Source organism: Citrobacter sp. Cb080, from assembly GCF_030334745.1.
Classification (GTDB): domain Bacteria; phylum Pseudomonadota; class Gammaproteobacteria; order Enterobacterales; family Enterobacteriaceae; genus Citrobacter; species Citrobacter braakii.
The window spans coordinates 70078-85614 of sequence record NZ_JAOWDG010000025.1; the positions used below are offsets into that span (position 1 = coordinate 70078).

At 46.7% G+C, this 15537-nt stretch carries 13 protein-coding genes and 1 pseudogene; 3 read left to right on the forward strand and 11 right to left on the reverse strand.

The window, feature by feature from the left end; all coding sequences use genetic code 11:
• Positions 1-148 precede the first annotated feature (148 nt).
• Complete coding sequence (locus tag OGV38_RS02825; protein ID WP_286472918.1) at positions 149-694, reverse strand: TFIIB-type zinc ribbon-containing protein; 546 nt, start codon at positions 692-694, stop codon at positions 149-151.
• Positions 695-1126: 432 nt separating this feature from the next.
• Positions 1127-1954, reverse strand: coding sequence for an RES family NAD+ phosphorylase (locus OGV38_RS02830; RefSeq protein WP_094762035.1), 828 nt, complete (start codon positions 1952-1954; stop codon positions 1127-1129).
• Positions 1955-2448: 494 nt separating this feature from the next.
• On the opposite strand from OGV38_RS02830, the gene OGV38_RS02835 reads away from it, so the two are divergent.
• Positions 2449-2781 carry an RcnB family protein gene (locus OGV38_RS02835; protein ID WP_019077205.1) on the forward strand — a complete coding sequence of 111 codons (333 nt, stop codon included), beginning with the start codon at positions 2449-2451 and terminating at the stop codon, positions 2779-2781.
• Positions 2782-2834: 53 nt separating this feature from the next.
• Here OGV38_RS02835 and OGV38_RS02840 read toward each other — a convergent pair whose 3' ends face one another.
• The 6 genes and pseudogenes from OGV38_RS02840 to apbC form a co-directional block, all read right to left on the reverse strand.
• A complete protein-coding gene (locus OGV38_RS02840; RefSeq protein ID WP_181521123.1) occupies positions 2835-3818 on the reverse strand; it encodes a fimbrial protein in 984 nt (327 codons plus the stop codon).
• A gap of 11 nt (positions 3819-3829) precedes the next feature.
• Positions 3830-6316, reverse strand: a complete 2487-nt coding sequence (locus OGV38_RS02845) for a fimbrial biogenesis outer membrane usher protein (protein ID WP_019077207.1) — start codon at positions 6314-6316, stop codon at positions 3830-3832.
• Positions 6317-6329: 13 nt separating this feature from the next.
• Positions 6330-7011 (reverse strand): annotated as a pseudogene (locus tag OGV38_RS02850) (fimbrial assembly chaperone).
• Positions 7012-7074: 63 nt separating this feature from the next.
• On the reverse strand, positions 7075-7614 hold the full coding sequence (yehD, locus tag OGV38_RS02855) for a fimbrial protein YehD (protein WP_269517342.1): 540 nt from the start codon (positions 7612-7614) through the stop codon (positions 7075-7077).
• A 272-nt stretch (positions 7615-7886) separates the two neighbouring features.
• Complete coding sequence (locus OGV38_RS02860) at positions 7887-8168, reverse strand: DUF2574 family protein (protein ID WP_029139599.1); 282 nt, start codon at positions 8166-8168, stop codon at positions 7887-7889.
• 264 nt (positions 8169-8432) lie between these two features.
• Positions 8433-9542: an iron-sulfur cluster carrier protein ApbC gene (gene apbC / locus OGV38_RS02865; protein WP_016153686.1), complete on the reverse strand. Its 1110-nt coding sequence runs from the start codon at positions 9540-9542 to the stop codon at positions 8433-8435.
• Between the two features lie 164 nt (positions 9543-9706).
• Here apbC and metG point away from each other — a divergent pair, with 164 nt between their 5' ends.
• Together metG and OGV38_RS02875 are read left to right on the forward strand one after the other, a co-directional pair.
• The gene (gene metG, locus OGV38_RS02870; protein ID WP_269517343.1) at positions 9707-11740 is read left to right on the forward strand and encodes a methionine--tRNA ligase; all 2034 of its coding nucleotides are present in this window, start codon (positions 9707-9709) and stop codon (positions 11738-11740) included.
• A gap of 210 nt (positions 11741-11950) precedes the next feature.
• Positions 11951-12409, forward strand: a complete 459-nt coding sequence (locus OGV38_RS02875) for a YehR family lipoprotein (RefSeq protein WP_047416218.1) — start codon at positions 11951-11953, stop codon at positions 12407-12409.
• A 42-nt stretch (positions 12410-12451) separates the two neighbouring features.
• Here OGV38_RS02875 and OGV38_RS02880 read toward each other — a convergent pair whose 3' ends face one another.
• The 3 genes from OGV38_RS02880 to OGV38_RS02890 are packed head-to-tail and all read right to left on the reverse strand — an operon-like array spanning position 12452 to position 15370.
• On the reverse strand, positions 12452-12922 hold the full coding sequence (locus tag OGV38_RS02880; RefSeq protein WP_286472919.1) for a YehS family protein: 471 nt from the start codon (positions 12920-12922) through the stop codon (positions 12452-12454).
• Positions 12923-12968: 46 nt separating this feature from the next.
• Positions 12969-13688, reverse strand: coding sequence for a two-component system response regulator BtsR (gene btsR / locus OGV38_RS02885; protein ID WP_016153690.1), 720 nt, complete (start codon positions 13686-13688; stop codon positions 12969-12971).
• Entirely contained in the window at positions 13685-15370 is a 1686-nt protein-coding gene (locus OGV38_RS02890) for a sensor histidine kinase (RefSeq protein WP_016153691.1), read from the reverse strand. The genes btsR and OGV38_RS02890 overlap by 4 nt, the downstream gene beginning before the upstream one ends.
• Positions 15371-15537: the final 167 nt, after the last annotated feature.

Sequence of the window (15537 nt, forward strand, 5' to 3'; positions counted from 1 at the left end):
CGGTAAGATCACGAAGCGATGCCACACAGACGGCACCGGCGCGGAAACATGCACCACGTATTAACGGCGTGAACAGTCATTCGCAAACCATTAACGACGATAGCCCGCTTTAGGCGGGCTTATTACTTTTTAGAAGTCACAATAGATTCTATGGTTGTTCCTCTGTTTCTTCTGAAATTACTTGTACTACTTCCCCGCACTCTCCACATACTACATGCAGTTGGCTGTCTTCTTCAGACTCGTAAATTTCACTATTTAAGCTATGACAGTTAGGGCATTTTATTTCGTTATCAAAACCAATGAACTTAAGGAATAAATTTTGAATTAATGAAACAGCAGTGCAGGTAAGTAAAAGGCAAATTTTTGCATCGGGAATGTTTTTATTTGAAGAGTGTACTGTTTCCGCTGATAAATCCCATGCAGATTCGATCGTCGATCGGCAGTACTTCCTAAGACTCGAATTACGTTTCCCTGCGGCGTATAATCCAATGATAATACGGCAGATATTTTTAAAATCAGCAGCCTTAATATTTTCTTTCTTCAAGATATCTTCATGAGTTTTATAAAGATGAGCGGCAAGCTCAACCATGCTTTCTCTGCATGTCAGCCCAATACTTTGTATGTCTTCAGGTGCGTTAATATCATTCAGTGCAATGGCGGAGGCATTTAGCCTACGACTGATGGAACGCAGCATATCTATATCTAAAGGCAATTCATCAATGACATGTTTGAAATTATCATGATGCCTTGCTTGCAGTCTTTGTGTTATGCCTAGATGAAAAGAGTACGCTTCATCGGCAGAAAAGAAATATTCATCTTGAGTGTATAAATTTAAAGGAACATTTTCACCTTCAGCAACCCACCAGTTACCATCATTTTTCGTCTTAACATTCCAAATATTAACTTCAAAACCTAAATCATCAAATGTCTGCTCGACCTACATATACTTTATATTTTCGACATCTTGTGATTTTAAATAATCAGTAATTCTTTTCTCTGCGTCAATTCTATATTCAGGTGTCATTTACATTCCCTTTAATAATATACTAATCATGAAAACACATCATCGCATAGTGATGTAATCCCTGAATACATACAGGGTTACGATTCTAAGCACTAGCAAGATTTACCAAACAATACTCCCATCTACAGTATGCCCCTTAGCAATTTTGACCAAATCAAAATCAACTAATCCATACGGATAAATTTTGTTGATTTTAAAAACAACGTTAGCGACCAATTTTATTTTAGAATTAACGGATTCGGGGCGTAATACGATGTTTGATGTCCCTTTCACTTTAGCACTAGGGTATATTAAACCGTCAACGTCTGGGTGTTTACCCAAAAGAAGACGACAAAAAATTCTTGAGTAAACATAATTTACCTCATGCGCATTAGTGCTGTTTAATAGTTCTGCCGAAAAAGCATCCATATACAAATATGACAACAGAGCACGGATATCATCTTTACCAATTCTGCCAATGGCGTCACGTATTTCATTAGAAACGCCTGGTGAAATAGTAGTAACCCCATGATAGCTATTGTAAATTTCACCTATAGCAAAACATCGCATTCCGTGTTCTGACTTTTCCGGTAACTGAAAATGCGCTAAATGAACATAATCCCCTTCTCGGGCATTAATTTCAGCAAGGGCGGTACCTGGATTAAATGCGCCATAGAAAATTGCCTGCCCTTCTTCATTCATTCGACCTGTTTTGCATTTATCTAACGGCGGAGGATATATCTCACTGATATTATTATACCCGTGTTCAGTTAAACATTTCCTTGCCCGAAAAATTTGCCTATCATAGCCAAACTTAAAGTTAATACCCCCAAACGATTCAAGATACCAGCTTAACAACTTTTCTACTTCTTCCGGTTCAACTGTGCTTAGCAAATCATTACGAAATCGATCAAGACTATTTATCTCAATCACTTTTAATTTATTATCCATGTACATCCCCATTACTTCTTAATCCTGTGCATAGCTGTGCGCTTCATGCTGGCTTGTTCCCATACTTGCGCCCTATGCACAGGCTAACGTTTCCAATCTACTTTTCAATGAGCTGGTGCAAAAAAGTGTGTTTACCGGTTGTAATCAAAGATGGGTGCTTTTCTGGGTGTATTACGACGAAGGATGCCGACAATACTGGCTCTGACATCCCCCAGATCAGGTGGTACGGGTATTTCTCAGCCCATCAGCGATGGGGCACCCCGAGTCGTTGAAACACAAGTTTCGGTAACAGAATACTGCCAACGCTTGATGATGTAAATTAGCGCAGCACCATGGCCCTCCACGAAATTACGGGGTAAGGTTGCAGCTATTCTGTACATTCATTTACACTTTTTACGAAATGACTGGCGTGATCACAAAAAAGTTCTTGTCAGATGCCCTATAAGCCAGGAATGATACACGACTGATGTTGATGACCCGAACAGGTAAAGAGGATGGGTATGAAGAATAAAATGTTGCTGGGTGCACTCCTGCTTGCAAGCAGCGTCGTCTGGGCCGCACCGGCCGCAACAGCTGCTCCCACCGGAATTGATAAGTATGAGTTGAGCGGTTTCATCGCCGACTTTACCCATTTTAAACCTGGTGACACGGTCCCACCGCTGTACCGTACTGACGAATATGCGATTAAGCAATGGAACCAACGCAACCTGCCAGCCCCTACCGCCGGTACCCACTGGACCTATATGGGTGGTGCGTACGTGCTGATCAACGATGCTGACGGTAAGATCATTAAAGCCTACGACGGCGAGATTTTTTATCATCGTTAATAGAAAAAACACGTACTTTCAGCAAGAAAGTACGTGAAATACCCGCAAATCAATTAGTCATAAGATACTGCAAATATCACTTTACTTTGTATTTCACCAGGCAGTAATGATTCCCCTGTCACGCGAACATATTTCGCAGTAATAGGGAAAGTATACTGATTACTGATTGCTTCCAGTTTGGTCATTCTGTTCATCAGATTATCCCCCTGTTTTAGAGGAGAAGTCGCGGTGCCATTATATATCTGGAACCCCACCCCTTTGGCGCCATTCGCTATCGTGTTTTTTAGTATTTTCCCGCTTTCATCCCAGTCACCGCGCACCACTTTAAAAGTGACGGGATTGGTAGTAACGTTATATATACTTTCGCAATTCAATACCAGATTTGTGGAACCCGATTTGGTATTATTAACCGTGAGCATCTCATTCAATGTGGTATCTGGCATTTTAATTTCGTATCGGGGTAATGAAAACTGACACGTGGTGGGTTGATGCGTTACTGTAAAGCTTAAATTCTGTGTAAAAGCTGAATTACTCGATAAACGTCCGGTAACCCAGCAATAAAGATAAGCTAGCCAGTTTGAAGTACAAGAATTATCAGAGGTAATACTTACTGCCGGGTCGCTCAGACTAAACGCATCACCGGATACTGTCTGCTTAATAGTCCCTGAATTTACATATCTTGCTGAGATGGTGAAACTTTTGGTATCCAGCACTTCGCCGGCACTAACCGTTTTCTTACCAACACTTACTGGAAAATCATTGCTGGTCAGATTGATATTAATTAAAACCTTCTTGCCGCTGCCCCCCTGAATTGCAACAATGTAATCCTTGAGCGGTGTTGTATAATATAAGCTATCACTGTTGGCTGTACATACTATATTGCCACTGGAACTGAGATTGATTTGATTCGTTGCTATTCCAGATGTCATATCCAGATTAATTGTCGTTAACCCGCCATTTTTTGCCTGAAATGTACACCCGGCATCAGCACCAAAGGATGACAGCAGCAAAAATATCAAAAATACGTATCCTTTCATATCTTGCATCCTTATCGGCAAATATAGACTTTATTCTCATCAATCACCCTATCGAAGGTAATTTTACAGAACTGTCCCTGCTGTTTATTAACTGCAACATGTACCGACGCGGGAATGTCGTTGGTGCGAATAAATAACCGACTACCCTGCCCCACCAGGCCAACATTATTACCGATATCATCTTCCACTTCATAACCGAAAGATAACGGAGAGCCGTCCGGACGCTCGGCAAGGAAGTACCAGGGTTTGCGCCGATCGGTTTCAAACTCCGTCATCACGACCGCACCGCGATAAGGTACTGTACCTTTTCGATTGCCCAGTAATGCCACATCGCTATTAGTGTCGGAAAGATCCAGCATCAGCATATTTTCACGGTACGGCGTCAGACTGTCGTAAACCGCGTAACCTTTACTGTTGGTTGTTAGGTAACGATGCCCTTGCACAGCCGCACCCTGTAACCCAGGCGCTTTAACAATGGCGAATGTATCTGAAAGCCGGGGAGTCAGAGCCACGCCCTCAGACCACACCACGATCCCCCCCTGAATATTGCCGCTGGCCTGTTGATACTTATTCGATTGGCTGTAACTACTGCCTACAGTCGCCACTGGCGCGCGCCAGACCATGCTAACGCCCGCCGTTGTCTCGTTCCCCTGTCGTTGCTGACTGAGGTTGGCACCATAGCTGAATTGATCGCGATGACCCGTCACCCCGCTTAAGCTGGTGTTATTCGACTGAAAGCCGTCATTATCAAACGTCGTGGAATTAGAGACGAATAGATCGCGTCGAGGATTGGAAATACCGTCCCCCCACGAGAACGGGATGGAGATATACAGGTTAAAACGCTTATCCTCGTGGTTATCCTCATCGTACGTTTGACTCACGGCAACGGTATAGCTAACTCGCTGCCAGGCGTTAGAGTAGCTAAGCTGATAATCTTTGCCGTTTCCACTGCGTTGCCAATAGTCGCGCCACAGGCCGCTAACCGCCAGGGATCCCCAGTTTTCGGGTAACGCTTGATTTATATTCAGTGAAAAACTGTTCTTGCGGCCAAAGTCGTTTTGATAGTAGTCCGCAATGTCATAAACATCGTTTTTATCGCGATTATAGTTATTTTTATTATTCGCCCACACGTAGTCATTAAAGGTACGATAATCCCGCGAGGAGTAACGATAAGCTGCCAGTGCAAACTGCGTACCGGTCTGCGTGACATATTTGTTCCATGCAACCTGATAGCTCTGACCATCAAAAACATCACCATTATCCTGCTCGCTATGCGATCGCGTGGCGTCTACCGATACTGCGCCAATGGGGGTATTCCAGCCAGTCCCAAGCACAAATGAAGAATAGTTTTGCGACAGCATTGTACCGCCATAGACCGTTAGCAGATTGTTCAGACCATACTGATAACTCCCTTGCAGGAAATCATACTGATTGCCAGCCCCTTCAATATGGCTACGCCCTGCAGCGAAATCATATTTCGATACGCCAGACTGCAGCATATTTGGCACAGATGAAAAAGGCACCAGATAATGAGATATCGAACCGTTAGCCTCTTTCACACTGACATCTAAATCCGAACCGCCACCAGCGAGTTGTAGATCATCAATAGCAAATGGGCCTGGTGGCACTTCTTTCTGGTAAATAACAAAACCATTTTGTTCGATGGTTACCAGGGCGTTGCTCTGGGCAATCCCACGAACTACAGGGGTAAAATTCTGTTTTGAGTTTGGTAACATTTGCATATCGCGCCAGATACGCACACCACGAAAACGTACGGCATCAAAAATATCAGCCCCGGTATACATGTCACCGGCGCGCAATGTACCAAGAATCGACGGCACACCACGTTCCACATATAACGTGTTGCTCTTCCATTTGCCGTTGCCCTCGTTACCTTTCGTATAGTTGTCACTTGAATGCAACTGCCACCCCAGCAGGTTCAACCCGCTATTCAGGTTCACATAGCTGCTTTTATCATCACCACCGTGTTTATAATTACTGTAATACTGGCTGGCGTAATAAGAGGTATAAAAAGCGTTCACCCCACGATCCCAGGTTTCAGGCGGCATATATCCTGGTTCATATTCAATCACATACGCCTGAGGCACGCTTAAATTTAGAATAAACTCCCCAATGTCATAACTAACACTGCCGCCCTGCACTGCTGCACGCAGCGGCACGCAGCCTTCTTGTTTATCCGTTTTAATGTTCCCGGTGCGAATACCAATTTGCTGCAATTGTGCCCAGGACAGACATGTCAGTTCGGGATCGTCTTTAATATCAATATCGTACCGACCACGCCACTTATTATTAAGATAAACATCCATTTCATATATACCGGGCATTGGCTTATCGCCATCAATTTGATAGCGAGAGATTTTCTCACCATTCAAACCACCGATCATAAAGTGGGTATCAAACGTGTCTTCTTCAGCCCATGCGGATGAAGCAGCCAACACCGACAGGATTGACAGTGTAATAGAATTTATCGTTGACATAATCAATCCTTGACTATCTTTCCGTTTTTATTTTTTCACTTAAGTAGTTTCCGTGATCATCAACAAGAGTAACCTTGTAATGATTAACGACAGCAGTGGTGACGACCTTTTTATCTGACCACGGAGCAAGTAACACTGTCTCGCTGTTTATTTTTGAATTACCCACTAGTTCAGGAATAGTAATCCAGTTGGCAGAATTATTTTTGATATTAATTCCACCGCTGACATCTCTGACGCTTAAGCGAGAAAAGCTTTTTTCATCTACACCGGCGATACCCTGCGGGCGATATATAAATTTGATGCGATTCTGCATAGCAAATTTAATCATGTTCTTACCTTCTGATTCCGCAGAATTAGGAGGAATATCTAACACATTCAGAAAAAAAAAGACTTTCACGATCTTCCGGTAGCGTATTTGCCAATTGCTTAATTTTCAGTTGTTGGCCAGAGCCTCCGCTGACCTTTGCCACCGGAGGGCTCATTACAAATGGCACGTGGATTTTTTCGGGTGGCAGACTGGTATCTCCGTCATCTATCCAGGATTGAACCAGCGAGCTGCGACTGCCTTCATTCATTAACTGCACGGTGATTTCTTGTTTCTGTGCCGGATAAATGACACGGGTGCCGTAAATGTATATGCCGCCCCACGCAGGCATTACTGTACCGGCCAGCAAAAATACGAGTATTTTTTTCATTATAATTATCCTTACTGCAGAAATAATCGGCGGCCGGAGCCGCCGACAAACAGGATAGTCATCTTAATCAGTAACAACAGTCATCGTCAGCGAAGAGGCCACATCACCAGCGGAGACATCGGCAGTACCAATTTTCGCATAGCGTGCGCTAAAGTTCAGAGTATATTTATTGTCCGCAGTTTTAGTTAACTCAATACCTGTATCGGGGTTAACCTGTTTAGTAAAATCATCACCATAGTAAACGGTGAAGCCAGCGCCATTATTTGCTGCGGTATTTCGTGTAATATATTTATTTTTGCTGTCAAATTGGGAACTGGAGAAAGTAATTTTTGGCGCTTTACTTCCTGTACATTCAACCGTCAATGGCACGGTGGTTTTATTTGAGTATCCTTCATAAACACCACCAGCACTTAAGGCATTTAATCTGTCAGCACCAATTTGGTTCATACCAATGGTCGCAGTGGTATCCCCTGTAAATTTACAGGTGGTCCCTACTACCTTACCAGTAATAATCAGTTCACCCTGATCAGAATCAGCAGCAAAAGCCCCAGCGCTCATAACTACAGCGGACAGAACAGCAGCGGAAATAATTGAACGTTTCATCATATATTCCTTAATGAATTAACTTCTATTGGTTAAGAGGACTTAACCCGTGAAATTAAATTCGCACACCAGAAACGTTATCGCAATGTAAACGCGTTGTTTTATTGATTTAAAACAAATTGCAAAGCGCAATATAATAGAAACAAATCAGTCGATTTTTTTATTCTTTTAAATTAATAAATTTACGAGATTAACTGTTGGGATGAAATTCTTCAGAGAAATGATCAGCCACGTATTATTCACAATAATAATGCATGGCTGATAAAAGACCTTTAATCGTAATGCGTCATCACAATTTGTCGTGTAGCGTCACCGGTGATAGTAACAATTTCAGTTACCGCACCTTTTGTTGGATTGGAAACACCCGCTCTGACGTTTGAAAAGGAAATGGCATTGCCACAGCGTTGCTGCACTTCGTTATTTACAACATCAGCGCTACAGGTGGGTTCAGTTACCCGACCATTGATATTCAGGGTGGCAGTATCTGTGGCGAAAGCAGAAGCGCTCATTCCATAAGCCAAAGTAATAACTCCCAAGAATAAATTTTTTTTCATTACGTTCATTATTCCTGTATCGGTTGGGAAACAGCACACAAGCCGTCTTTCCAGTAGATTATGGATTAACTGCCTCGCTAAGGCTAATTGAGATTGTAGATTAATTCGACCAATTTTATCAATTTAAATGATGCATTGAGGGTATTTATTCAGAAAAAGACATGAATTATACAGTCCGGATAAATAATTGAGTGAGATTTTTCATCCAAAATATTCACCGCATCAATACATTATTGATACGGTGAATATTTTTAACGCTATTAATTACACCGCGCGGAAGGCAATTTCACCCGGGATCACTTCCCCTTGCCAGTAGAGCTGGGCAGCGACACGTCCTGCCAGGTCGCGGTAAATGGCGGTAAATTCGCTGTCAGGACGGCTGATGACCGTCGGCGTACCACGATCCAGGTCTTCACGCAGAGAAATATGCAGCGGCATCTGTCCCAGCAGTTGGGTGTGATACTGCTCAGCCAGTTTCTGCGCGCCACCGGTGCCGAAGATTGGCTCGTGATGACCGCAGTTGCTGCAAATATGCATACTCATATTCTCAACAATACCCAGCACTGGCACTTCGACTTTTTCGAACATCACGATGCCTTTTTTCGCATCGATCAGCGCGATGTCCTGCGGAGTGGTCACCACAACAGCCCCCGTGACCGGAATGTTTTGCGCCAGCGTCAACTGGATATCACCCGTACCCGGCGGCATATCCAGTACCAGGTAATCAAGATCCGGCCATAAGGTTTCTTGCAGCATCTGCAGCAGGGCTTTGCTGGCCATCGGGCCGCGCCACACCATCGCATTATCGTCAGTAACCAGATAACCAATAGAGTTTGTCGCCAGGCCGTGAGACATGATCGGCGCCATATGGGTACCGTCTGGAGAGGTTGGACGCTGATTTTCCGCACCGAGCATCGTCGGGATTGACGGGCCATAAATATCGGCGTCCAGTATCCCTACCTTAGCCCCTTCCGCAGCCAGCGCCAGCGCCAGGTTCACGGCAGTAGAGGATTTACCCACGCCACCTTTACCCGAACTGACGGCGATGATGTTTTTTACACCATTAATGCCCGGCTGGTTTTTCACGCGTTTCAGCGTCGCAATGTTATGCGACAGTTTCCAGTCGATCGCTTTCGCACCAGTAATACGCAGCAGATCGGCGCTACATTGCTCTTTTAAGTCCTCAAACGCGCTCTGCCAGACAAACGGCATGACCAGCTCAACGTGCAACGTGTCATCCATCCAGGCGACGTGGTGCAACGCTTTAAGCGTCGTCAGATTATGCTTCAGGGTTGAATGCTGAAAATTCGCCAGCGTCCCGGCAACCATCGCGCGCAGGGTCTCTGGTGATTTGGCCTGGGATTGTGCGTTCATCCCGACTCCTTTTTGTTGTTCTGAAAATACAATAGTCACCAGGTAGTTTACTCCAACCGCAACAATTATTCATTTACGGATAAATGCCCTTATCGCTTGGCGCAGTAATTACCATTTTGGTACTATCAAAGCCCTTTTCACTACAAAAGAAGTAATTGCCCACTATGACTCAAGTCGCGAAGAAAATTCTGGTAACGTGCGCGCTGCCGTACGCCAACGGCTCTATCCACCTCGGCCATATGCTGGAGCACATCCAGGCTGATGTCTGGGTCCGTTACCAGCGAATGCGCGGCCACCAGGTTAACTTCATCTGCGCGGACGACGCACACGGTACGCCAATCATGCTGAAAGCACAGCAGCTTGGGATCACGCCAGAGCAGATGATCGGTGAAATGAGTCAGGAGCATCAGACTGATTTTGCGGGTTTTGACATCAGCTATGACAACTACCACTCTACGCACAGCGAAGAGAACCGTGAGCTGTCTGAGCTGATTTATACGCGCCTGAAGGAGAACGGTTTTATTAAGAACCGTACTATCTCCCAGCTTTACGATCCGGAAAAAGGCATGTTCCTGCCGGACCGTTTCGTTAAAGGCACCTGCCCGAAATGTAAATCTCCGGATCAGTACGGCGATAACTGTGAAGTCTGCGGCGCAACCTACAGCCCGACCGAACTTATCGAGCCGAAATCCGTCGTTTCTGGCGCGACGCCGGTAATGCGCGACTCCGAACACTTCTTCTTTGACCTGCCGTCATTCAGCGAGATGCTGCAGGCCTGGACACGCAGCGGCGCGTTGCAGGAGCAGGTCGCCAACAAAATGCAGGAATGGTTCGAATCCGGCCTGCAGCAGTGGGATATTTCCCGCGATGCCCCATACTTCGGTTTTGAAATCCCGGATGCGCCAGGCAAGTACTTCTACGTCTGGCTGGACGCACCAATTGGCTATATGGGTTCGTTCAAAAACCTGTGCGATAAGCGCGGCGACACGACCAGTTTTGATGAGTATTGGAAGAAAGATTCCGACGCCGAGCTGTATCACTTCATCGGTAAAGACATCGTCTACTTCCATAGCCTGTTCTGGCCGGCGATGCTGGAAGGCAGCAACTTCCGCAAGCCGACCAACCTGTTCGTACACGGTTATGTGACGGTAAACGGTGCGAAGATGTCCAAATCTCGCGGTACCTTCATTAAGGCCAGCACCTGGCTGAAGCACTTTGACGCCGACAGCCTGCGCTACTACTACACAGCGAAGCTTTCTTCACGCATTGATGATATCGACCTGAACCTGGAAGACTTCGTTCAGCGTGTAAACGCCGATATCGTCAACAAAGTAGTCAACCTGGCATCACGTAACGCAGGCTTTATCAGCAAGCGTTTTGACGGCGTACTGGCTGCTGAACTGGCCGACCCGGCGTTGTATAAAACCTTCACTGACGCTGCTGCGGTGATTGGCGAAGCATGGGAAAGCCGTGAATTTGGTAAAGCTATCCGTGAAATCATGGCGCTGGCCGATGTGGCAAACCGCTACGTTGACGAACAGGCTCCGTGGGTCGTTGCTAAACAGGAAGGCCGCGATGCCGACCTGCAGGCGATCTGCTCCATGGGTATCAACCTGTTCCGCGTCCTGATGACTTACCTGAAACCGGTTCTGCCAACGCTTGCTGAACGTGTAGAAGCTTTCCTGAACAGCGAGCTGAGCTGGGATGCCATTAATCAACCGCTGCTCGGTCACAAGGTCAACACCTTTAAGGCGCTCTACAATCGCATCGACATGAAACAAGTTGAAGCGCTGGTGGAAGCGTCGAAAGAAGAAGTGAAGGCCGCTGCCGCACCGGTATCCGGCCCGCTGGCGGATGACCCGATTCAGGAAACCATTACCTTTGACGATTTCGCCAAAGTTGACCTGCGCGTGGCATTGATTGAAAACGCCGAGTTTGTGGAAGGTTCTGACAAACTGCTGCGTCTGACGCTGGATCTCGGTGGCGAGAAGCGTAACGTCTTCTCTGGTATTCGTTCTGCCTATCCGGATCCGCAGACCCTGGTTGGACGTCAGACCATTATGGTTGCTAACCTGGCACCTCGTAAGATGCGCTTCGGCATTTCTGAAGGGATGGTCATGGCGGCAGGTCCTGGCGGGAAAGATATCTTCCTGTTAAGCCCGGACGAAGGCGCAAAACCTGGCCAACAGGTGAAATAAATCAGACATCTCGAGCGCTGCAACTGCAGCGCTTTTTTTTGCTGAGGGATTTACCTTTAATCTTAAACACACTCCCCCACTCCATTTTCGGACTGCTCAGCCATCGCTATTAGATTTATTCTATACTGCTCTGCTATTAAGGCCGCCCGGCCCAATCATATTCATTAGGGTTATTATTTAGCATTCGATATTCATAAAATGGAGTTTTACATGACAGCGTTACAAAAATTAGTTTCTCTCGCCGTGGCATCGGTTGTGGTTTTTTCCCTGGCGGGTTGTGGTGATAAAGAAGAGACGAAAACATTCAATGCCAATCTTAACGGTTCGGATATCACCGTCTCTTACACCTATAAAGGTGACAAAGTTCTGAAACAAAGCTCCGAAAGTAAAATCAGCTATGCCTCTATCGGTGCCAGCAATAAAGAGGAAGCCGCAAAAGTATTCGACGCGTTAAGCGCCAAATATCAAAATATTGCAGGCGTAGAAGAAAAGCTCACCTATACAGATACCTACGCGCAGGAAAATGTCACTATCGATATGGAAAAAGTCGATATAAAGGCGTTGCAGGCAATTTCCGGAATGAAGCTTTCTGAGAAAGCCGATAAAAATATCAGCATGAAGCAAATGCAAACGGTAATGGAATCGGCGGGTTTTAAAGAAGTGAAATAACATCCTGGCGACCCGAAATTCATCGCGGTCGCCAGCGTCGTTTTACGCTTTCTTTTTGTGCACTCGCGACGTCAAACCCCGCAGGAAATAACGCAGAAACTGATCGCCGCATTCGCGATAGTTCTTATGGTCCGGCGCGCGCATCATGGCGGTAATTTCCGGCATCGACACACGAAACTTCTGCTCGGTCATAATGGCCAGAATATCATCGGTTTTCAGCGAAAAGGCGATACGCAGCTTTTTCAGCACCGTATTGTTGTTAACACGACGCTCAAGCGCCAGTTCCGGCGCAGACTCGTCTTTACCACGCAGATGATAAATCAGACCGTTTAAAAATCCGGAGAGAATGATATCCGGGCAGCGAATAAACCCGGCTTCATCTTCTTTTGTCATCCAGGTATCAAAACCTGCGGAGGTGGATTCCATGTCAGCAAGCGCAAGAATACGCACCATGTCGTTATTGTTCGCTTTCAGGGTGTAGCGCAGGCTACGAAGAATATCGTTACTTAGCATAGAGCCTTCAACTGTCGGTGATGCAATGGCGCGCAGTGTATCAGTTTTACAGTCCAATCGCCTCTTTTAGACTTTTAAGATAACGGCGACTTACCGGAACTGTCAGCCCGTTGCGTAAAATCAGTTCGGCCTGACCGTTTTCTTCCAGACGGATCTCCCGCAATTGCGCCATATTCACCAGATACTGCCGATGGCAGCGCAGCAAAGGTGTACGGCTTTCCAGCGTTCTGAGCGTCAGTTCGGTGAAACCTTCTTTACCATCGCTGCTGGTCACATACACGCCGCTCATGCGGCTGCTGATAAACGCCACGTCATCCATTTGCAGCAGATAGATTCGGCTGTGGCCGCTGCACGGAATAAACTTCAGCGCCTGCTGATTCTCCGGCAGTAGCGATACATCCTGCTTCGTGCGCTCCTGACGCAAACGGCTCAGCGTTTTTTCCAGTCGCGCCTCTTCAATCGGTTTGAGAAGATAATCAAACGCGTGTTCTTCAAAAGCTTTCACCGCATATTCATCAAAGGCAGTAAGGAAAACAATATACGGACGATGCTCAGGATCAAGCATGCCAACCATTTCCAGACCGCTGATACGCGGCATCTGAATATCAAGGAACAGGACATCCGGACGCAGTTTATGTACCGCGCCGATGGCTTCCACCGCATTCGAACATTCGCCGACGATCTCGATGTCGCTTTGCGCCTGCAACAGGATCCGCAGATTCTCCCGCGCTAACGGTTCGTCATCGACAATCAGCACTTTGATCATGCCAGTTCCTCCAGAGGAAGTCGTAAAGTGATTCGGGTAAAGCGGTCAGGTTCACACGCTACGCTGATGCCAAAATCGTCGCCAAACCGCTCGCGCAGTCGTTTATCAACCAGATTCATACCCAATCCGCTGGCCTCAGACGTTGGCTGATACAACCCGGCGTTATCTTCAATATCCAGCATCAGATACTGCCCTTCGCGGCGGGCGGTAATCGACACTTCGCCGGTATCCAGTAGCTGAGAGGTACCGTGTTTAATGGCATTCTCCACAATAGGTTGTAGGGTAAAGGCAGGTAATTGCTGATACGAAAGCGCATCTGGCACCGTCAAAGTCACCTGCAGGCGCGACTGAAATCGCGCCTTTTCAATTTGCAGATAGGCGTTAACGTGCTCAATTTCATCAGCCAGCGTCACAATCTCCGACGGGCGTTTTAAGTTTTTGCGAAAGAACGTCGACAGATACTGCACCAGTTGGCTGGCCTGCTCGCTATCACGTCGGATCACGGCTTTGATGGTGTTGAGCGCATTAAACAAAAAATGGGGATTCACCTGTGCATGCAGGAGTTTGATTTCCGACTGCGTGAGCATCGCTTTTTGCCGCTCATACTGCCCGGCCAGAATCTGCGCCGAAAGCAGTTGGGCGATCCCTTCCCCCAGCGTGCGGTTGATCGAGCTAAAGAGGCGGTTTTTGGCTTCATACAGTTTGATGGTCCCCATCACCCGCTGGTTTTCACCCCGCAAAGGGATCACCAGCGTCGAGCCTAATTTGCATTGCGGGTGCAAAGAGCAGCGGTAAGGGACTTCATTCCCATCGGCATACACCACCTCTCCGGTTTCTATCGCCCGTTGGGTGTACGACGACGAAATAGGTTTTCCGGGTAGATGGTGATCGTCACCAATGCCGGTAAATGCCAGCAGCTTCTCGCGGTCGGTAATTGCCACAGCACCGATATCCAGCTCTTCATACAGCACCTGAGCGACCTTCATGCTGTTAACCTCGTTGAACCCCTGGCGCAAAATCCCCTCCGTTGAGGCGGCAACTTTGAGCGCAGTGGCGGAAAAAGCAGAGGTATATTTTTCAAACATCGCCCGTTTATCGAGCAAAATACGCATAAATAAGGCTGCGCCCACGGTATTCGTCACCATCATCGGCGCAGCGATATTACTGACCAGCCGAAACGCATCGTCAAACGGCCGGGCGATTAACAAGATGATCAGCATCTGCACCAGTTCGGCGACAAAAGTAATGGCTCCCGCGGTCAGTGGACTAAAGACTTTATCGGTACGGCCACGACGGGTGAGCACGCTGTGCACCAGCCCGCCGAGCAAACCTTCCACAATGGTCGAAATCATGCAACTGAGCGCCGTCATTCCGCCCATTGAATAACGATGTAAGCCACCGGTTAGACCGACCAAACCGCCGACCACCGGGCCGCCAAGCAGCCCGCCCATCACCGCGCCGATAGCACGGGTATTAGCAATAGAATCATCAATGTGCAGCCCGAAATAGGTGCCCAAAATGCAGAAAATGGAAAAGGTAACGTAGCAAAGCAGCTTGTGCGGAAGCCGGATCGTGACCTGCATCAGCGGGATAAACAAACGCGTTTTGCTCATGAGCCACGCGATAACGAGAAACACACACATCTGCTGAAGCAGCAGCAACACCAGATTAAACTCGTACATACCTGCCAACCACACATCACTTAAAAGCGCGTAACATACATGGGCTGCGCGTAACTTTCTTTGAAGTGTTGCAAAAAAAAAGGAATTTGTGAGAACGATCACTCGAAAGCGCGAGCATGACTACAAATTCACCCATTTGTTGATCAAAAAACAGACAAAACTACCTG